This is a genomic window from Pseudarthrobacter scleromae (assembly GCF_014644515.1).
Taxonomy (GTDB): Bacteria; Actinomycetota; Actinomycetes; order Actinomycetales; family Micrococcaceae; genus Arthrobacter; species Arthrobacter scleromae.
Genome location: NZ_BMKV01000001.1, coordinates 720,897 through 739,569, shown reverse-complemented (window position 1 = coordinate 739,569; position 18,673 = coordinate 720,897). Strand labels below are relative to the sequence as shown.

The 18,673-nt window shown below is 67.5% G+C and carries 14 protein-coding genes; 4 read left to right on the top strand and 10 right to left on the bottom strand.

Annotated features, from left to right (window positions below; genetic code table 11):
* Positions 1-35 precede the first annotated feature (35 nt).
* From IEX33_RS03515 to IEX33_RS03505, 3 genes are read right to left on the bottom strand one after another with little or no spacing between them, the layout of a single operon-like run.
* Positions 36-3,641, bottom strand: a complete 3,606-nt coding sequence (locus IEX33_RS03515) for an ATP-dependent helicase (RefSeq protein ID WP_377090021.1) — start codon at positions 3,639-3,641, stop codon at positions 36-38.
* A 59-nt stretch (positions 3,642-3,700) separates the two neighbouring features.
* Complete coding sequence (locus tag IEX33_RS03510; protein ID WP_188727681.1) at positions 3,701-7,054, bottom strand: ATP-dependent helicase; 3,354 nt, start codon at positions 7,052-7,054, stop codon at positions 3,701-3,703.
* Positions 7,051-7,467 carry an MGMT family protein gene (locus tag IEX33_RS03505; protein ID WP_188727679.1) on the bottom strand — a complete coding sequence of 139 codons (417 nt, stop codon included), beginning with the start codon at positions 7,465-7,467 and terminating at the stop codon, positions 7,051-7,053. The genes IEX33_RS03510 and IEX33_RS03505 overlap by 4 nt, the downstream gene beginning before the upstream one ends.
* Before the next feature lie 63 nt (positions 7,468-7,530).
* Between IEX33_RS03505 and IEX33_RS03500 the strand changes: the two genes are divergently transcribed.
* The 4 genes from IEX33_RS03500 to IEX33_RS03485 all read left to right on the top strand — a co-directional run bounded on the left by IEX33_RS03500 (position 7,531) and on the right by IEX33_RS03485 (position 11,018).
* A complete protein-coding gene (locus IEX33_RS03500) occupies positions 7,531-8,241 on the top strand; it encodes a 3'-5' exonuclease (RefSeq protein ID WP_104185031.1) in 711 nt (236 codons plus the stop codon).
* Positions 8,242-8,567: 326 nt separating this feature from the next.
* Positions 8,568-9,503 carry an ABC transporter substrate-binding protein gene (locus IEX33_RS03495; RefSeq protein ID WP_104185175.1) on the top strand — a complete coding sequence of 312 codons (936 nt, stop codon included), beginning with the start codon at positions 8,568-8,570 and terminating at the stop codon, positions 9,501-9,503.
* Between the two features lie 16 nt (positions 9,504-9,519).
* Positions 9,520-10,284 (top strand): amino acid ABC transporter permease, encoded by a 765-nt coding sequence (locus tag IEX33_RS03490; protein ID WP_066277429.1) that lies wholly within the window; start codon positions 9,520-9,522, stop codon positions 10,282-10,284.
* Complete coding sequence (locus IEX33_RS03485; protein ID WP_188727678.1) at positions 10,281-11,018, top strand: amino acid ABC transporter ATP-binding protein; 738 nt, start codon at positions 10,281-10,283, stop codon at positions 11,016-11,018. Before IEX33_RS03490 ends, IEX33_RS03485 begins: the two co-directional genes overlap by 4 nt.
* Before the next feature lie 120 nt (positions 11,019-11,138).
* On the opposite strand, the gene hemL is transcribed toward IEX33_RS03485, so the two are convergent.
* The 7 genes from hemL to hemQ form a co-directional block, all read right to left on the bottom strand.
* Positions 11,139-12,470 carry a glutamate-1-semialdehyde 2,1-aminomutase gene (gene hemL, locus IEX33_RS03480; protein WP_188727676.1) on the bottom strand — a complete coding sequence of 444 codons (1,332 nt, stop codon included), beginning with the start codon at positions 12,468-12,470 and terminating at the stop codon, positions 11,139-11,141.
* A 46-nt stretch (positions 12,471-12,516) separates the two neighbouring features.
* Positions 12,517-13,614, bottom strand: coding sequence for an LLM class flavin-dependent oxidoreductase (locus IEX33_RS03475; RefSeq protein WP_188727674.1), 1,098 nt, complete (start codon positions 13,612-13,614; stop codon positions 12,517-12,519).
* Entirely contained in the window at positions 13,614-14,594 is a 981-nt protein-coding gene (gene hemB, locus IEX33_RS03470) for a porphobilinogen synthase (RefSeq protein WP_188727672.1), read from the bottom strand. The genes IEX33_RS03475 and hemB overlap by 1 nt, the downstream gene beginning before the upstream one ends.
* Before the next feature lie 62 nt (positions 14,595-14,656).
* A complete protein-coding gene (locus IEX33_RS03465) occupies positions 14,657-15,544 on the bottom strand; it encodes a uroporphyrinogen-III synthase (RefSeq protein ID WP_188727671.1) in 888 nt (295 codons plus the stop codon).
* A 61-nt stretch (positions 15,545-15,605) separates the two neighbouring features.
* Positions 15,606-16,604 carry a hydroxymethylbilane synthase gene (gene hemC / locus IEX33_RS03460; RefSeq protein ID WP_188727669.1) on the bottom strand — a complete coding sequence of 333 codons (999 nt, stop codon included), beginning with the start codon at positions 16,602-16,604 and terminating at the stop codon, positions 15,606-15,608.
* The gene (locus IEX33_RS03455) at positions 16,601-17,878 is read right to left on the bottom strand and encodes a ferrochelatase (RefSeq protein WP_188727667.1); all 1,278 of its coding nucleotides are present in this window, start codon (positions 17,876-17,878) and stop codon (positions 16,601-16,603) included. Before IEX33_RS03455 ends, hemC begins: the two co-directional genes overlap by 4 nt.
* Complete coding sequence (gene hemQ / locus IEX33_RS03450) at positions 17,875-18,576, bottom strand: hydrogen peroxide-dependent heme synthase (protein WP_188727665.1); 702 nt, start codon at positions 18,574-18,576, stop codon at positions 17,875-17,877. Before hemQ ends, IEX33_RS03455 begins: the two co-directional genes overlap by 4 nt.
* Positions 18,577-18,673 lie beyond the last annotated feature (97 nt).

Here is an 18,673-nt window from a genome sequence, read left to right as displayed (position 1 = left end):
CGGGTGTCAGCTAACCAACGTCCACGACGCGCCTATCAGGCAGAGGTGAAGGCAGCCGCCACCATCTCCTCCAGCTGGTCAGCGGATCCGAGGTCATGCGGCCGCACAATCTCGTTGTCCGCAACGTAGAAGAACGCCGCCCGGACATCCTCCAGGGGCACGCCTTTCAGCCGCGACCACGCCAGCCGGTACACGGCCAGCTGCACTGCCCGGGTCCGCAACTGGGTCCCGGACGGCCGCCGTCCGGTCTTCCAGTCCACCAGGTCCCAGCGGCCGTCCGCGTCCTGGAAGACGGCGTCGATACGTCCACGGACCACAACCTCCCCTACACGGGTTTCCACCGGGACCTCAACAAAGGCCGGGGAGCGGTGGGCCCATGGGGAGGACCTGAAGGTGGCCACCATGGCGTCGAGGTCGTAGGCCGCATCGATGTGGTCATCGGAGCCCGGTGCCTCGCCGAGGTCGAGCATGCCTGCACTCCCGAAGTACTCTTCCACCCAGGCGTGGAATGCTGTTCCCTTCCGTGCCGACATGCCCGGTTCCCGCGGCACCGGCCTGCGGAGCCGCCAGAGCACCGCCTCCGGGTCTTCATTGAGGTCCACAAGTGTGGATGCGGAAATATGGGTGGGAAGGTGGACTTCCTGGCCGGACGACTTCCTTGCCCGGCGTTCCAGCAGGAGTGCTGCTTCCCTCGCCCAGCCGGCAGCCGGGCCGCTGAGCTGCGGATCCGGGACCATCATGGTGTCCTGGCCGGACAAAGCATTCGCGGGCGCTCCGGTGTCCGGCAGGGGCAGGGCCGGCTCATGGGGCAGGGCCCGTCCATGGTGCATGGCCTCCAGGGCAGCCGCCACCCGGGTGGCCGCCCGTTCCATGGCATCCCTGCGGCCCCCGGCAAGGCGGAGGCGGCCACCCGTACGGGGATCCACCGGCCCCTCCAAGGGATCGTAGGGCCAGCCGGCCACCTCCACATCGAGGGTCAGTGGGCTGGCGTCCGGCAACGCAGCCTCCTCCACAGACCGTGGGTGGATGCCTGCCTGCACCGGAAGACCTTCGCGGGCCGGTGCGGCCATTGGCTCCAGCTCTGCCAGGAACGGTGACATGTCAGCCCGCCCGGACCTCGACCCCACCCAGGCTGCGCTGGACGCCCAGAGGACGTGCTTGGCCCGGGTGTAGGCCACGTAGGCCAGGCGGCGTTCCTCCGACTCCCCGTGCGCCTGGACGGCTGCCTTGAAGTCCTTTTCCGCGTCCAGCCATCCCTTCTGGTCCGGCTGGTCCAGGTCCCACTGGGGCAGGTCCGCCCGGTCACCGCGCAGCGGCCAGGGCAGGGCCGCGGATCCGCTGCTCCAGCGTGAGTCACGGTCGCTGGGAAAGTCCTTGGCATTCAGCCCCGGAACAAAGACAACATCCCATTCCAGGCCCTTGGAGGCATGCACGGTGAGCAGCTGGACGGCCTCGCGGTTGACATCGCTCGGCGGTGCTTCCAGGCCGTTTTCTTCAGCTGATGCCGCTTCCAGCCAGGACAGGAAGGCAAGGATGTCCACGCGCTGGGAGGTGCGCAGGAAGCCGGCGGCTGCATCCTGGAAGGCGTCAAGGTTCCGGCGGGCCTGGTGGATGCTGATGCCCGGCCTTGCGGCAACCTCGATATCAAGGAGCATGGCCCTTTCCACTTCCCCCAGCAGGGTGGTGAGGTCGTCTCCCAGGTAGCCCCGGAGCTGGCGCAGCTCCGCCGAAAGCCGGAGCATCCGCCCGCGCGCGGCCGGGGTGAGGGACCTGCCGTTCGATGAAATCCACCCCTCCCGCGGCAGCCAGTCCAAGGCTTCCACCAGGCTGGCGGCGTCTGTCAGGTCGCCTTCCAGGACGGCCGGTTCGGCATCCGGCACGGTGTCATCGGCCGCTCCGGCCTGGCCGCGTCGCCGGGCGAGCTGGCTGGACCAGTCCCTCAGCGCCATCAAATCTGCCGGGCCTATCCGCCAGCGGGCCCCCGCGAGCAGGCGCATCAGCGCGTCGGAGCGGCCGGGGTCGGCGAGGACGCGCAAGGTGGCCACCAGATCCACGATTTCCGGTGTATCGAGGAGGCCGCCGAGACCGACGATCTCATAGGCGATGCCGCGGGCCTCCAGCTGGCGCCGGATGGGTTCCATTTGCGCACGACGCCGGCACAGAACGGCGATAGCGGGCGGAACCGGGGAACCGTCAGGCTTGAGCTCAAAGTCCGTCACACGGTATTTCAGGATGTCTTCAGCGAGCGCGGCAGCTTCGTCCACGTCGCTGGCAAACCGGCCCAGCACCACGGATCCTGCCGCCGCGTGCGGACTGGGCTGCAGCGGTGGAACTTCGGGGGCCACGGATCCTCCCCCGCCGGCGGGGCCGCGCTGCGCGGCCGCCCGGCCCAGGGATTCGGACATGACGTTGGCCGCGGCCAGGATCGAGCGGCCGTTCCGCCAGGCCGTCGTCAGGTAGGACGTCGGCGCAGGAGCCCAGGGCCCGGTGTCCTCCGCGGCCCGCACCCCCGCGGCACCTTTCTCCGCTGCCGCCTGACCGGTGGTCCCCGTCCTCACCGGAAACTCCCGGACAAAATGGAAGAGCTGCCCGGCCGACGCTCCGCGGAATCCGTAAATCGACTGGTTGGGATCACCCACGGCCGTCACCGCATGTCCGCCGCCGAAGAGCCGCGAAAACAGCACGAGCTGGGCGTGGGACGTGTCCTGGAACTCGTCCAGCAGTACCACTTTGTAGCGCTGCCGCTCCATCTGGGCAGCCAGCGGGACTTCGCGTGCCACTCGGGCAGCGAGGGCCACCAGGTCGCCGAAGTCTAGTGCACCACGGGCCCGCTTGGCCGCTGCGTAGCGTCCCACCATGTCGGCCACGGATGCCCTGGTCCGCAGCATCCCGGCGAGATCGGCCGCTGCCTGCGGGGGGTTCTTCTTTTTGTCGGCAAGGTAAGGGAGTGACTCGAAGTCGGACAACCGCGCCATCAGCCAGGCTTCGACGTCCTCGGGCTCCTGGAGGTGCTCGGCGCATTCACCGGCCAGCTGGATGACTGCCTTGACCAGCGTGGACTTGGCAGCCCGGAAATGCCCGTATTCGCCGTCGTAGGCCTCCACGACCTCACTCGCCAGCTGCCAGGCCTGCGCACCGCCCAGCAGGACCACATCACGCTCCACCCCCAGCCGGAGCCCGTAGTCGGAGACAATGCCGCTGGCGAACGAGTGGTAGGTGGAAACTTTCGGTTCCAGGGCGTCGCTGCTGAGCAGTCCCTCCGGGAAAACCCCGTGACCGTTATCCCGCTCAGCCTTGTCCTGGGCCATCCTGTCCTGGGCAACCAGGCGCTGGAGGGCAGCCAGCTTCGCACGGATGCGCGACGCGAGTTCACCGGCTGCCTTCCGGGTGAAGGTCACGCCCAGGACTTCCTCCGGCCTGACCCACCCGTTGGCCACGAGCCACACCACGCGGTCCGCCATGGTGGCTGTCTTCCCCGATCCTGCCCCCGCAATGACCAGCCGCGGGGTCAGCGGCGACGCAATGATCGCCGACTGTTCCGGGGTGGGCATGTTCTTTTCACCCAGCAGCACGGAAAGCTCTTCCGGGCTGAACCGCGGCCGGGGCGGTGTGGCGGCAGCGGCCATCTCCCGGGCAGCCATGGCCGTGGCACCTGAAGGTCCGGCGGCAAGGGTAGCCTCCTGCTCTTGCACGTCCTGCATCATTCAGTCACTTGCCTTCCACGCACGCACAACGGACAGACCTCGGGGAGCCGGCAGCCGTGGCCGCCGTGGCTGCCTTTGGACGGATCGTGCCGTGCCTCGAAGGCCCTGCCGCCCATTACCGAAGCTGCATCCTTCACCATGTCCAGGGCCCAGTTGTCCTGCTGATCGATCGGGTCCTGCTGCTGGATGGCCGGATTTTTTGCTCCGGTTCCCAGCTGGGCGAGTACCGCCCCGCCGGGTACCGGGCCCGCGTGGCTGCCCGTACCGTCGTCGAACCCGCCGGCAAGCACCGCTGCCTGGTAGGCACCCAGCTGCGGATGCCGCGCCAGTTCCCCCTTGCCGGGCTGACGTTTTCCCGTCTTCAGGTCCACAATCACCAGACGGCCCTCGGCATCGATCTCCAGCCGGTCCACCTGGCCGCGCAGGACCGCGTCCCGGTCACGGGCATCATCAACGGGGACTGTTCCAAGCGCCACCTCGAAATCCTGCTCAACGCCAACGAGGCTCCTGCCCTCGCTCCGCATCAGGAGGACATACTGGGCCAGCTTTCGCACCATGGACTCGGCACGCTGGAAATCAAGCCTGCCCTCCCAATTGTCCTTCATGCCCAGCGCAGGCCAGCGCCGGACGAGTTCCGCGACGTACTCGGAGCCGGAGGCGTCAGGCAGTTCCTGGGCAATCGCGTGGACCAGGGTGCCCAGGCTTCGGGCGAAGTCGGTGGCAGCCTCACCCCCCGCGGCCTGGACGAACCAGTCGAGCGGTGATTTATGGACTGTCTCCACTTTTGACGGTGACACGAACACCGTGCCGCCGGGTGGAACCACCGCCGCTTCGGAGCTCAGCGGGGGAAGGCCCCACCAGCTCTGCGGATGCGCGCCCGGAACGGGCGGCTCCGCCCTGGCCAGTCGCGCAAGCACCGTGGCCGCTTCCTCCGCCTGCGGAGCGTCCGTTCCGTCCAGCTGGGCGTGCTGCCGCAGTTCGGCAACGAGCGCCCGGAGCGTCATGGGGCGCTCTACTGCAGTGAAGCCGCGGGTTTCCTGGCCAGGAGCCAAGGGCGCCACATAGTCGAGGAAGGAGGACGGCTGGTCGTCCTCGGAGGATACGGCGGTGCATACCAGCAGTTCGCGGGCACGGGACACTGCTGTGGAGAAGCTCCGGAGCTCGTCATACCGGATATCGCGAAGGCGGCTCAGGGGATCCCGTTGCAGGGCGTAGCCTGCGCCGTGCTCCACCGCATCGCTGTACAGGGTGCTTCCAAGAAGCTCGCCGCGGAGCCGGGTGTTGGGCCAGATGCCTTCCTGGAGGCCGGCAACAATCATCACCGGCCATTCACGTCCGGCTGCACTGGCAGGCGTCATCAGCTCCACGGCGTCATCCACCTGTGCGCGTGCGGCAAGGGTGTCCATGGGGAGCTCCTGGTTCAGGAGATATTCGAGGAACTGCTCGGGGCCTGCCCCGGGCATCTGGTCCACGTACCGCTCCGCGGTGTGGAAGAGCGCCATCATGGCGTCCAGGTCACGGTCCGCACGCGCCCCGTGGGGTCCGCCGGAGAGCGCCGTTTCGGTCCAGGCGCGGGCGAGCCCGGTGGAGTCCCAGAGGGCCCAGAGGACTGATTCAGCGTTGGCCCCCGGTTCAGCAGCCGCCCTGCTGCCTGCCTGGATCATGCGTGCCGCACGGCGTGCGGCACGGCCCTCGATGCCAAGGCTTGACAGCGCGTTAGGCTCCAGCAGCGCTTCGACCAGCAGTGCGTCGCTGGTCCGGCCTCCGCCTCCCAGGATTTCTTCCCTTCTCAGCGATTGCCGCAGCCGGCGGAGCTCGATGGACGTTGCCCCGCCGATCCGCGAGGTCAGCAGCGATACGGCGGCCTCGGGGGTGAGCAGTGCCGGGTCCAGCGCGATGGCGAAGGCATCAAGCAGCGGACGGACGGCCACCTCGTCCCGGACAGCGGACTCTGCCACGGGAACACGCACGGCGATTCCCTGTCCGGACAGATAACGCTGGAACTCGCTGACCTGGGCGCCGTTGCGCACAATGACCGCGACGTCGGCCAGGTCACGGCCGTGGTTGATGTGCTGGTCCAGGATCCGCTGGGCCACGTACCGCAGTTCGTGAACGGCGGATGGAACAAGGTGTGCTTCCACTGCCCCTTCCGGCTTGTCGCCGCCAGGCTGATCGAGGCGCCTGGCCAGCTGGCCGCCCGCCCGCTGGGAGATCCGTCCGGCGACACTTAGCCAGGCACCGGCAACCGCGGTAGCTTGCCGGTGGGCATGCCGCAGCGGACGCTCCACCACTGGCGCCCCCGGCGACAGCAGGTGCGGCAGCTCCGCGACGAGGTCCGGCCTTGCCCCACGGAAGCCCTGGACGACGGTGTCCGGGCAGAAGGTGACGAAGGAGTCCTTGCCGCCCGCTATATCGGCCAGCAGCTCAAAGACTGCGGGGTTGGCCTCCTGGATGTCGTCCACGAGGATGACCTGCAGCCGGTCCCGTTCCGCGGCCAGGAACGCAGGAAAATCCTGGAAGACCTGCCGGGCGGCCGTGATGATCCCGGCGGGGTCGAAAGCCTCAGGCATCCGCAGGTCCAGGATGTCCCGGTACTCCGAGTACAGCGCAGCAGCGGCAACCCAGTCCGGCCTGCCGCAGTCACGTCCGAGCCGCACCAGGTCCTCCGGGGTGCGCCCTGATTCGATGATCCGGTCAAACAACTGCCGGACTTCCTGCCGGAAGCCGCGCGTTTCCAGCGCCCCCTCCATATCGGCAGGCCAGGGCAGTTCCAGGCCCGGGAGCCGGTGTCCTTCAAGGAGTTCCTTGATGATGAGGTCCTGCTCCGGCCCGGAGAGGAGCCTCGGCGGCCTGGACAAGGACATGAGCCCTTCAGCTTTGGCGCGCCTGATGACATCGAAGGCGTAGGACGCCCAGGTACGCGCTGGCGTTGTGCTCAGGCTCCTGTCCAGCCGTGCGGTGAAGCGGTCACGAAGGGTGTCTGCTGCGAGCCGGCTTGGTGCCAGGATCAGCATGCGCTCTGGATCCACGCCGTCCCGGAACGCCCGGCGGACGGCGGCCTCGACGAGGGTGGTGGTCTTGCCGGTTCCCGGGGCACCGGGCATCAGTACTGGCCCGGCCCCCTGGGGAACATCAACCGCGGCCTGCTGGTCCGCCGACAGCAGGGGCTCTGCCGCATGGACGTGGCGGGGCGGCAACAGTCTTAGGCCTGTTACGGCCGGGCTTCCCTGACTGCGGTCCGTGCTGCCGGCTCCAGGGCCCGCCGTTGCGTCCGCATCAGGTGCAGGACCTTCCGGGGAGTCATCCCGGTACTCGTCACGTGGGCCGGTGAAGGGCGTTGTTACTGTCACACAGACATTCCATCATCAGCCACCGACAATCCGTGCAGCCGCCGCTCCAGCTCCTCGGCAACGGCATCAATCATGTCCAGTTCATCTTCGGCGGGCGCCCACCGGGCGGCCTGAAGATCCACACGCCAGCGTCCTTCCCCGGTCCGCTGGTATTCGAGATAGGCGCCCAGGAGGGGCGTCCCCTCGGCAAGGTAGTGGCGGAGGGCCTCAGCCTCGTGCCCGGCAGGTGCATGGCCGCTCGCCTTGAGGATCCGCCACCAGGGCACGCCGCTCCCGTAGTGGCTCATGACGGCGCCCACCTGCCTGGGGCCGCCGGAGCCCAGAAGCTCGGCAACGTCGCCGTACGCCACGGCGGATGCGGCGGGCACCAGTTCCACGATGGCCAGCACTGCCTCCACGTACTCAATCCGCATCGATCCAATCTAGCGGCAGTGGCGCTCCACGGAATTGTCAGTGGTGCCCTTTAGCGTTGGTATATGAGCACCTGGAACACCCTCCCCCGCGCAGCGTTCGACCTCGAAACCACGGGCCGCAACTCGCGGGCTGCACGTATTGTCACGGCCTCCGTAACGGTGGTGGACCACAACGGCGACGTCATCAGGGAACATGAGTGGCTGGCCGATCCCGGGGTGGAGATTCCCACGGAAGCCAGCGACGTACACGGTGTCACCACCGAAAAGGCCCGGCGGGAGGGCAGGCCCGCACACGAAGTAACGCAGGAACTTGCCGCCGTCCTGCAGGACCTTTTTGACACGAACATTCCCGTCATCGCTTTCAACGCAAGCTACGATTTCACTGTCCTGGCCGCGGAATCGGCGCGCTACGGCGTGCCCCAGCTGAGCCGCTTCCCGGTCCTGGACCCCTACATCATGAACAAGCAGGTGGACCGCTACCGGAAGGGCAAGCGCACCCTGACGGCGCTGTGTGAAGAGTATGGGGTGGTCCTGGACAACGCCCACACGTCTGCGGCCGATGCCCTGGCAACGCTGCGGGTCCTGGACGCCATGGCCGGGAAATTCCCAAAGCTGATGATGCCCGCGACCCAGCTGCACCAGCTCCAGGTGGACTGGGCCACCAGCCAGGCGGCTGACTTCCAGGGCTACCTCCGGAAAACCAAGCCGGCTGCCGTCATCGAGGGCGACTGGCCGGTACTCCCCCCGCAGGACGCGAGCCTCGGCGGCTTCTGACATCGTGCTGCCGCCCGGATGCGAGGCAAGTCACAGTAACAGGGCTTCACACAGGCGGGCAGTCAACCACCTCCCCCATTCGGCATACCCTTGCCCGGACCGTTCAGTCGGAGCGTATTTTCGCCGACCCATTGAATAGCATTTGCTCCTGACCGGATCAGGGGTGCTTTTGTTCGAATCACAACCGAAAAAGCGCAGGTGAGAGAATATAGTTTTGCGGTCACCCCTGCCCTGCCGTGCTTGAACAGCGCCGGGCAGGTGCCAGGCGCCACCAGCGCAGCCTCGCGGCCCGGTTGACTAATGACTCAGATGAAAGCGACAACTTGATGAAAATCAAAGCGATGAAGTGGCTCACCACGGCTCCCGTGGCACTCGCCTTGGCTGCCTCCCTCGCCGCGTGCGGCTCAGGCTCCGCCGAGCCGACAGGGACACCCACGGACGCCCTCGCCGGCAGCGACCAGCAGACGCTGGACAAGTACACCACCGCCGACGTCACCCCGGTCGACCAGATCGACACGACCAAGCTGGGCCTGAACACCGAAGGCAAGCTTGAGGTGGGCACCCTGTCCGACGCCCCGCCGAACATTTTCATCGACCCCTCGGGCAAGTTCACGGGCTACGACAACGAACTGCTGCGCGCGATCGCCGGCGAGCTCGGCCTTGAGGTCGAATTCGTGGCCACCGATTTCTCGGCGCTCCTGTCCCAAGTGCAGACCAAGCAGTTCGACGTCGGATCCTCCTCCATCTCCACCACGGACGCCCGCCGCCAGAACGTCGGCTTCACCAACGGTTACGACTTTGGCTTCATGGCCGTGGTTGCCAAGACCGACAGCGACGTCAAGGGCTTCGACGACCTCACCGGCGACCTTCGCATCGGCGTGGTCCAGGGCACCGTCCAGGACGATTACGTCACCAACACCCTCAAACTCGAGCCGATCCGCTTCCCGGACTACGCCACCGTGTACGCCAACGTGCGCAACGGCCAGGTGGACGCCTGGGTGGCGCCGTCCCAGCAGGCGACCGGCCAGGTCAAGGAAGGCGACGGCACCGTCATTGCCGAATCCGTCGTCAACACGCAGAACTTCACCGCCTACGCCGTGGCCAAGGACAACCAGCCGCTGATCGATGCGCTGAACTCCGGCCTTGACGCCGTGATCGCCGACGGAACCTGGTCCAAGCTGACCAAGGAGTGGTACCCGGACCGCGAGATGCCGGCCGACTGGAAGCCGGGCAGCAAGGCCGCCACGGTTCCGCAGAACTGATTGAGCCGGGACGTTTATGGATCTCTTGGACCAACTGGCTGACACTTTCTTCAACTGGGAGGAAATGGCCAAAGTCATTCCCGCCCTGCTCATGGTGGGCCTGCCCAACACGCTGATACTGGCTGTGGCTTCCGGCATCTTCGGTTCCCTGCTGGGACTCGCGCTGGCCATGATGGGCATTTCCCGCAACGCGGGGGCCCGGTGGGTGGCACGTATCTATACCGACATCTTCCGTGGCCTGCCCGCCATCCTGGTGATCCTGGTCATCGGCATCGGGCTCAGCCCCATCGCCAGGGAAATCACCGGGTCCCGGAACCCGTACCCCCTGGGCATCCTCGCCCTGACCCTGATCGCGGCTGCCTACATCGGTGAAATTTTCCGTTCGGGTATCCAAAGCGTTGAGAAGGGCCAGCTTGAGGCTTCCCGGGCGCTGGGATTCAGCTACGGCAGTTCCATGCGCCTGGTGGTGGTGCCGCAGGGAATCCGGCGGGTCCTGCCCGCACTGGTGAACCAGTTCATCTCGCTGCTGAAGGATTCGTCGCTGGTGTTCATGCTCGGACTCGCTGCTTCCGACCGGGAGATTTTCCGGATCGGAAATGACGCCATGGCCAATACCGGAAACCTGTCTCCGCTGGTGGCCGCCGGGGTGCTGTACCTGATCCTGACCGTCCCGCTGACGCACTTCGTGAACTTCATCGACAACCGGCTGCGCACCGGCAAGCCGGAAAAGAAGGAACCGGACGAGCTGGCAGCGCCTATCGGCAAGGGGGCACAGGCATGACGGAATTCGCTTCCGGAACCCTGACCGGAAAGAACCTGCACCTTTCCTTCGGCCACAACCATGTTCTCCGCGGCATTGACCTGCATGTGGAGAAGGGCACTACGGCCTCTGTGATCGGCCCGTCAGGATCCGGCAAGTCCACGCTGTTGCGCGTGATGAACCGGCTGATCGAACCCGACCAGGGTGACATTCTCCTGGACGGCCGTTCGGTACTGAAGGACAACCCTGACGAACTCCGCCAGCGGATCGGCATGGTGTTCCAGCAGTTCAACCTGTTCCCGCACAAAACGGTGGTGGACAATGTGTCCCTGGCGCTGCGGAAGCTGCGGAAGCTGTCCAAGGATCAGGCCCGCGCCGAAGCCCTGGAACAGCTGGACCTGGTGGGGCTGAAGCACAAGGCCGACTCCCGCCCGGCCAACCTTTCCGGCGGACAACAGCAGCGTGTGGCTATTGCCCGGGCCCTGGCCATGAAGCCTGAGGTGATGTTCTTCGATGAGGCGACCTCGGCCCTTGACCCGGAGCTCGTCAAAGGCGTCCTGGCGCTGATGGCCGACCTGGCGAAGGGCGGCATGACCATGGTGGTCGTAACCCACGAGATGGGATTCTCCCGCAACGTGTCGGACACCGTGACCTTCATGGATGCCGGCGTTGTGGTGGAATCCGGCCCGCCGGAGCAGATCTTCACCGCGCCCCGGACGGACCGGCTGAAGGGCTTCCTCTCGGACGTCCTATAAGTTCACAGGCAGGCACAGCCAGAAATCCCCGCCTCCTGGACTTTTCCCCCTTGCACGCAGGGGGGATTTGTCCGGAAGGCGGGGATTTCTTTGTGTTGAGAATGGGGAACGACGGCGGAGCTAGCCTTGCGCCGCGGCGGCGGCCTTCGCTGCGGCCGGCAGTGCGTCGAAGATCCGGTTCATGGCCGTGTCATCGTGCGCGGCGGAGAGGAACCAGGCCTCGAACACCGACGGCGGCAGGTATACCCCGGCCTCCAGCATCGAGTGGAAGAACGGCGCGTAGCGGAAGCTTTCCTGCGCCTGGGCGTCGGCGTAGTTGTGGACGCCGTTGGCCGAGGTGCCGAAAGCCACCGAGAAGAGGTTGCCGGCGAACTGGATGGAGTGGTCCACCCCGGCGGAGTCCAGGGCGCTGGACAGTGCCGAGGAAAGTTCCAGCGAGCGGACATCGATAAAGGAGTAGACGTCCCGGGTGGCATGGGTCAGGGTGGCCACACCGGCCGCCATCGCCACCGGGTTTCCGGAGAGCGTTCCGGCCTGGTAGACGGGACCCGTGGGGGCCAGGTAGTCCATGACGTCGGCACGCCCGCCGAGGGCCGCCGTCGGCATTCCTCCGCCGATGACCTTGCCGAAGGTGAGCAGGTCCGGGGTCCACGGCTCGGCGGCGTCCGGCGCTCCGCCGGTAAGCCCCCAGTAGCCTGAGTAGCCGGTACGGAAACCGGTGAGCACCTCGTCCACGATGAGCAGTGCCCCGTGTTCACGGGTGATGCGTGACAGGCCAAGGTTGAAGCCCTCCCCCGGGGTCACCACGCCCATGTTGGCGGGGGCGGCTTCCGTGATCACGGCCGCGATGTTCTGCCCGTGCGCGGCGAAGGCTTCCTTGACGGCGGTGAGGTCGTTGTAGGGAAGCACCAGGGTTTCTGCGGCGGTGGCCTCCGTGACACCTGCGGAGCCGGGCAGGGCGAGGGTGGCGACGCCGGAACCTGCAGCCGCGAGGAGGCCGTCCAGGTGGCCGTGGTAGCAGCCGGCGAACTTGATGATGAGGTTGCGTCCCGTGAAGCCGCGCGCCAGGCGGACGGCGGTCATGGTGGCCTCGGTGCCGGTGGACACCATCCGGAGGCGTTCGACGGCGGGAACGCGTTCCTTGACGATTTCGGCCAGGTTCGCCTCATCCGGGGTGGAGGCGCCGAAGGACAGTCCGCGGTCCACGGCCGCGTGGACCGCGTCCAGAACAGCGGGGTGGGCGTGGCCCAGCAACGCCGGACCCCAGGAGCAGACCAGGTCCACGTATTCCTTGCCGTCGGCGTCGGTCAGGTACGGACCCTTGGCTGAGACCATGAAACGCGGCGTTCCGCCCACGGACCCGAAGGCACGGACCGGCGAGTTGACCCCGCCCGGCATGAGCTGGCGGGCGCGGTCGAAAAGTTCCTCGTTGCGAGGCTTGCTGGAAGTCATGGTTCCTATTCTCTCAGGTGGCCGGCGCTGTCTTTTGCCGGATGCGTCAGGTGCCGAGCAGTTCTGCCACGCGCGGTGCCACCGCAGTGCCCATCAGCTCAATGGAGCGCATCATGGCGGAGTGCGGCAGCGGCCCATTGCTGTATTTGAGGTCGAATCGGTCGACGCCCAGGTTCTGCTTCAGCAGGACGATCTTCCGGGCCACCGTCTCGGGAGAGCCGACGTAGAGGGCGCCCTCGGGTGCGCACAGGGCGTCGAACTCGCCCCTCCCCGCCGGTCCCCAGCCCCGCTCCGCGCCAAGTTTGTTACGCAGCTTCAGCCAGTGCGGGAAGAGTTCCTCGCGGGCTTGCTCGTCGGTGTCCGCCACGTGTCCGGGTGAATGGGTGGCCACCTGCTGCATGGGGTGGCCGTACTTGGCCATGGCTTCCCGGTACAGGTCCACGAGTGGGCGGAAGGCGCGGGGTTGGCCGCCGATGATGGCGAAAATGATGGGGTAGCCGTACTGGGCGCACCGCAGCACGGATTCCGGCGTGCCGCCCACGCCAATCCAGGTGGGCAGCAGGTGGCGCTCCAGCGGCGGGTATACGCTCAGCCCGGACACGGCCGGCCTGGTGCGGCCTTCCCAGTGCACCGGTTTCTGCGCCCGGACCTTGTCGAACAGCTCGAGTTTCTCCTCGAACAGGACCTCGTAGTCGGCCAGGTCCAGTCCGAACAGCGGAAACGATTCGATGAAGGAGCCGCGGCCCAGCATGACTTCGGCACGGCCGTTGGAGATGGCGTCCACGGTGGAGAACCGCTGGAACACCCTGATGGGATCATCGGAGCTCAGGACGGTGACCGCCGAGCCCAGCCGGATCCGGGTGGTGCGGGCGGCAGCGGCGGCGAGGAAGACTTCCGGCGCGGACACCGCGTAGTCCTTGCGGTGGTGCTCGCCCACGCCAAAGGCATGGAGTCCGACGGCGTCCGCCAGTTGGGCCTCTTCGAGCAGCTGGCGCAGCACCCGGGCATGCGGCTGCGGGCTTCCGTCCGGGTTCTCACCGACATCGCCGAACGTGTTCAGGCCCAGGAGGATCCGGCCTGGTCCAACCGGGGTGGTGGGACCCTCGGGAACCGCTGCGGATCGGGGAGCCGGGGTGTCGCTCATCAGGACTCCTTCAGCCAGCCGGCCAGTTCGGCGGCCCAGTAGGTCAGGACCATGTGGGCGCCGGCGCGCCGGATGCCCAGCACGGACTCGGTGATGGCGGCGCGCCGGTCGATCCAGCCGTTGGCGGCAGCGGCCTCGATCATGGCGTATTCGCCGGAGATCTGGTACGCCGCCACCGGGACCGGACTCATGGCGGCGACATCGGCCACGATGTCCAGGTAGCTCATGGCGGGTTTGACCATCACGATGTCGGCCCCCTCAGCGAGGTCCAGTTCCACCTCGCGAAGGGCCTCCGTGCGGTTCCCGGCGTCCATCTGGTAGGTCCGCCGGTCGCCTTTCAGCTGGGAGTCGACAGCTTCGCGGAACGGGCCGTAGAAAGCGGAGGCGTATTTGGCGGAGTACGCGATAACGGATGTGCTGGTGTGGCCCGCACCGTCCAGGGCGGAACGGATGGCGGCGATTTGGCCGTCCATCATGCCGGAGGGGCCCAGCATGTGGGCGCCGGCGTCAGCCTGGGCCACGGCCATGCGTGCGTAAATCTCCACGGTGCGGTCGTTGTCCACGTATCCGTCGGCGTCGAGCACGCCGCAGTGGCCGTGGTCCGTGAATTCGTCCAGGCACACGTCGCTCATGACCACCAGGTCGTCTCCCACCTCGGCGCGCACGTCCCTGATGGCCTTGTTCAGGACGCCAGCCGGGTCAAGGGACGCCGTTCCCTCGGCGTCCCGGGTTTCCGGGATGCCGAACAGCATGATGCCGCCCAGACCGAGCTCCACCGCTTCAGCAGCAGCACGCTTCAGGGTTTCCGTGGTGTGCTGGACAACGCCCGGCATGGAGGTGATGGGGTTGGGTTCCGTGAGGCCTTCACGGATGAAGGCGGGAAGGATGAGTTCCGCCGGTGCCAGGCGGGTTTCGGCGGTCAGCCGGCGCATGGCGGGCGTGGTGCGCAGGCGGCGGGGGCGGTGGCTGGGAAAAGTCATGGTCCTGTCCTTGGCGTTGGTTCGGGCGGTGAGTGGGTGGCCGCTGGCGGGCGTCCCGCGCGTCAGGGTGGTTCTCCGCCTTCATCCTCCGGTGCGATGAGCGCTGCCGCGACGGCGGCTACAAGCCCTGCCGGCGACGGCTCAGCCGCGATGGCAGCCACCGGCATGCCAAGCGCGGCGGCCTGGTCCGCCGTCGAACGCCCGATGGCCACGAAGCGGCACCCGAGCAACGGGGACAGCGCATGGATGCGCCGGGCGGCGCTGGGGGAAGCTGCAATGACGGCGTCGAGGCGGCCGTCCGCCAGCTCAGCTGCGGCGTCTTCAGGCGTCAGCAGGGCGTACGACGGCGGCTGCCGGGGCGCTCCCCCGCCTTCCGCCGGGATGGCCAGCCTGCGCTCCGCCGCGGCGGGGTAGTCCACCGTGCGGTATGCGGTCACTGCCGTCACGGTGCTTCCGGCTGCCGACAAGCCTTCCGCCAGGCGCGGTGACGCGATGTCCGCCTGCGGCAGCAGGACCTTGCCGTCCCCTCCCGCCCACACAGCGAGCAAGCCTGCCGCGGACTGGTCATCCGCTGGTGTCAGGGCCACGGCAAGCCCCCGGTCCTCCAGGAGCCTGCGCGTCGCCGCCCCCACCGCGGCTATGCGGGTGGCAGCCGGGATCCACTGGGCAGGCACCAGTCCACGTTCGGCGGCTTTGGCCGTGAGCACATGGACTGTAGTGGCGCTGCTGACCACCAGCCAGTCGAATGCCCCGGCACCGAGGGCATCGCAGGCCACATCGAGGGAGTGCTGGTCCGGCGCACGCTCGAAGTCGATCAAGGGCAGCAGGAGTGCGCTGGCACCTGCATCCTGCAGCGCGTCCACGAGCGCCAGCGACCGCTCCGGGCTGCGCGTGATCAATACCCGCGCCCCGGCCAGTGGCCGCTCCCGCGGCCGATCCTTGTCCCGCATGTTTATCCGCGTCCCGGCCGGGCCTGCCGGACGCACTGGACAGGCAATCGCATGGCCGGAATCAGGAGGCCTGCAGGTCTGCGATGTCCGCGGCACCGGCGGCCAGCAGGACTTCGGCCAGTTCAATGCCCAGCAGCGTGGCACCCACCTCAGTGAGGCCGTCGGTTGCGCGCTTGTCCCGGACCGAGGCCGTGCCATCAACGGCGCACACCACGGCTTCCAGGTAAAGCATGCTGCCCTTGCGGAAGGCGTAGGCGCCAACCGGTGCCGCGCAGCCGGCCTCCAGCCGGGCCAGCAGGGCCCGTTCAGCCGTGACCGCGAGCCGCGTATCCGGATCGTCAAGTGCACTGAGCGCCTGGGCCAGGACGTCCCTGGAGCCCTCGGCAGAGCCGGGGCGGGGCGGGGCGTCAGCCGTGCGGCACTCGATGGCCAGCGACCCCTGCCCGGCGGCGGGAAGCATAACGTCCGTTTCGAGGAACTCGCTGACGGTTTCCAGCCTGCTGATGCGTTCCAGGCCTGCGGCGGCCAGCACCACGGCGTCCAGGTCGCAGGACTTGCCGGGCACCACGTCGGTGACGGCGTTGCCCGGCAGTCCGGGGACACGGCCCAGGCGGGTGTCCACGTTGCCGCGGATGTCGATGATCTCCAGGTCCGGCCGTGCTGCGCGGAGCTGGGCGGCGCGCCGGGGCGAGCCGGTACCCACCCGTGCGCCCTTGGGGAGGTCAGCCAGTTTCAGCCCGTCCCGGGCGCACAGGACGTCGCGGACATCCACCCGCCGCGGCGTGGCCGCGAGGCTGAGCCCGACGGCCGCGCCGGTGGGCAGGTCCTTGAGCGAGTGGATGGCCACGTCGCATTCGTTGCGCAGCAGCGCATCCCGCAGGGCGGCGACAAAAACGCCGGTGCCGCCCATCTGGGAGAGCGAGCCGGTCAGGACATCGCCGTCGGTCCGGATGTGGACGAGCTCCACCGGAAAGCCTCCGACGGCGGCCAGCTGGTCCGCGGTCTGCTGCGTCTGGGTAAGCGCCAGTTTGCTGGCGCGTGTGCCGATCCGGACCGTCACTGCTGCGGCGCTCCCCCGGCCGCCGCTGGCTGGCTGGCGCCGGCTTCGCCGGGATAGGCGTCATGCCCGGTGCCCACGGTGGTGTCCGCACCGGCAATGGTGGGCTTCTCGCCTCGGAAGTTCTGGCAGCACCCCGGCCGGCACACGTCGTACCAGGGACCGAGGTCCGTCAGTGCCGGGCGGTCAGCGATGCTGTTGGCCGCCGTCCGCTCCGAAATCAGGTCCACCATGCCGTTGACGAACTTGCGGTGCGTGCCGGGTGTGGGGACGCGCGTGGCGGTCATCCCCAGGTTGGCGCAGGTTTCCAGGGCTTCGGTGTCCAGGTCCCAGACAACTTCCATGTGGTCACTGACGAAGCCGAGCGGGACGATAACGATTCCCTTGACATCCTGGCCGGCCAGTTCCTCGATGGCGTCGTTGATGTCCGGTTCCAGCCAGGGCACGTGCGGTGCCCCGGACCGGGACTGGTACACCAGGGACCACGGTGCCGTCAGGCCTGATTCCTCTTCCACGCGCCGGATGACAGCGGCAGCCGTGGCGAGGTGCTGGGCCACGTAGGCGGACCCTTCCGCGAATTCGCGGGGTTCGCCTTCGGAGCGGCCCGCGGCCTCCGCATCCCGGGTGGGGATGGAGTGGGTGGCGAACAGGATCTGCACCTGCGCGTCGGGGGTGCCTGCGGCTGCAAGCTTTTCCCGGACTTCCGCGAGGCCGGCGGCGGTGCCCTCAACGAACGGCTCCACGAACCCGGGGTGGTCGAAGTACTGGCGCACCTTGTCCACTTCCAGCCGGCCGTCCAGCCCGGTTTCGGTCAGCGCCATGCCGATGTCCTCACGGTACTGGCGGCAGCTGGAGTAACAGGAGTAGGCACTCGTGGTGATCATCAGGAGGCGGCGGTGGCCGGCGTCGTACGCGTCCTGCAGGGTCTGCGGAATGTACGGCGCCCAGTTGCGGTTTCCCCAGAGGACCGGCAGTTCGATGCCGCGGGCAGCGAGTTCCGCTTCCAGGGCGGCCTTGAGCTCGCGGTTCTGCTGGTTGATGGGGCTGATGCCGCCGTTGGCGCGGTAGTGGTGCGAGACCTCTTCCAGCCGCTCATCCGGGATGCCACGCCCGCGGGTGACGTTGCGGAGGAACGGAATGACGTCCTCTTGGCCTTCCGGCCCGCCGAAGGAGGCGAGGAGGACGGCGTCGTAGTTCTTGGGTGCCATCCGCCCGGCCTCGGTGACAGGGTTGACGACGGCGGCGCCGCCGGCTTTTGTGGGGTCCAGCTGGCTCATGCGAGCACCTCCGCTACTTCTGCCGGGGAAATCCGGCGTCCGGTGTAGAACGGGACTTCCTCCCGGACGTGGTTGCGTGCCTCGGTGGCGCGCAGGTGGCGCATCAGGTCCACCAGGTCCACCAGTTCGGGGGCCTCGAGGCCCAGGATCCATTCCCAGTCGCCCAGGGCGAACGAGGAAACGGTGTTGGAGATGACCTGCGGGAACTCCCGGCCCAGGAGGCCGTGTTCCCGAAGCATTGCGCCCCGCTCTTCCTCAGGGAGGATGTACCACTCGTAGGAGCGGACGAACGGGTAGACGCACAGCCATTCCGCCGGTGCCACCCCGCGGGAGTATGCGGGCGTGTGGTTCTTGGCGAACTCTGCCTCACGGTGCACGCCCATGGCGGACCAGACAATCTCGGTGCCCGAAAACAGGGTGCTGCGGCGGATGTCGCGAATGGCCTGCTGCAGCGCTTCCGGCTTGGGGCCGTGGAGCCACACCATGACGTCAGCGTCTGCCCGCATGGCGGAGACGTCGTAGCTTCCGCGGTGCGTCACGCCGGCCCGGGCCAGCCGCTCCAGGAGGGCCCCGAAGTCAGCGGCGGCGTCGGCGCTGCGGATCAGGGTTTCGGAGCGCTTGAATACCGTCCAGAGGGTGAAAAACTGCTCGGCTGATTCTTCGGTTTTAGTGACAGATTCGGCAGAAGTGTGGCTCATGGTTACAAGTTTGCCCCTTCGTACCCGCCAAGTCGAAACCAACAACTTCTACAAGCCGTAGAAGTGCGCAACGTCACATCCGTTGAACGATGCCGTG

Bases quoted from the DNA above. Each gene is read 5' to 3' on its own strand.
- IEX33_RS03515 (WP_377090021.1), bottom strand. From the start codon at position 3,641: ATGGCTGCCCGGGAGATGGCCGCTGCCGCCACACCGCCCCGGCCGCGG.
- hemQ (WP_188727665.1), bottom strand. From the start codon at position 18,576: ATGAGCCACACTTCTGCCGAATCTGTCACTAAAACCGAAGAATCAGCC.
- IEX33_RS03475 (WP_188727674.1), bottom strand. From the start codon at position 13,614: ATGAGCGACACCCCGGCTCCCCGATCCGCAGCGGTTCCCGAGGGTCCC.
- hemB (WP_188727672.1), bottom strand. From the start codon at position 14,594: ATGACTTTTCCCAGCCACCGCCCCCGCCGCCTGCGCACCACGCCCGCC.
- IEX33_RS03485 (WP_188727678.1), top strand. From the start codon at position 10,281: ATGACGGAATTCGCTTCCGGAACCCTGACCGGAAAGAACCTGCACCTT.
- IEX33_RS03500 (WP_104185031.1), top strand. From the start codon at position 7,531: ATGAGCACCTGGAACACCCTCCCCCGCGCAGCGTTCGACCTCGAAACC.
- IEX33_RS03490 (WP_066277429.1), top strand. From the start codon at position 9,520: ATGGATCTCTTGGACCAACTGGCTGACACTTTCTTCAACTGGGAGGAA.
- IEX33_RS03465 (WP_188727671.1), bottom strand. From the start codon at position 15,544: ATGCGGGACAAGGATCGGCCGCGGGAGCGGCCACTGGCCGGGGCGCGG.
- IEX33_RS03495 (WP_104185175.1), top strand. From the start codon at position 8,568: ATGAAAATCAAAGCGATGAAGTGGCTCACCACGGCTCCCGTGGCACTC.
- hemL (WP_188727676.1), bottom strand. From the start codon at position 12,470: ATGACTTCCAGCAAGCCTCGCAACGAGGAACTTTTCGACCGCGCCCGC.
- IEX33_RS03455 (WP_188727667.1), bottom strand. From the start codon at position 17,878: ATGAGCCAGCTGGACCCCACAAAAGCCGGCGGCGCCGCCGTCGTCAAC.
- IEX33_RS03505 (WP_188727679.1), bottom strand. From the start codon at position 7,467: ATGCGGATTGAGTACGTGGAGGCAGTGCTGGCCATCGTGGAACTGGTG.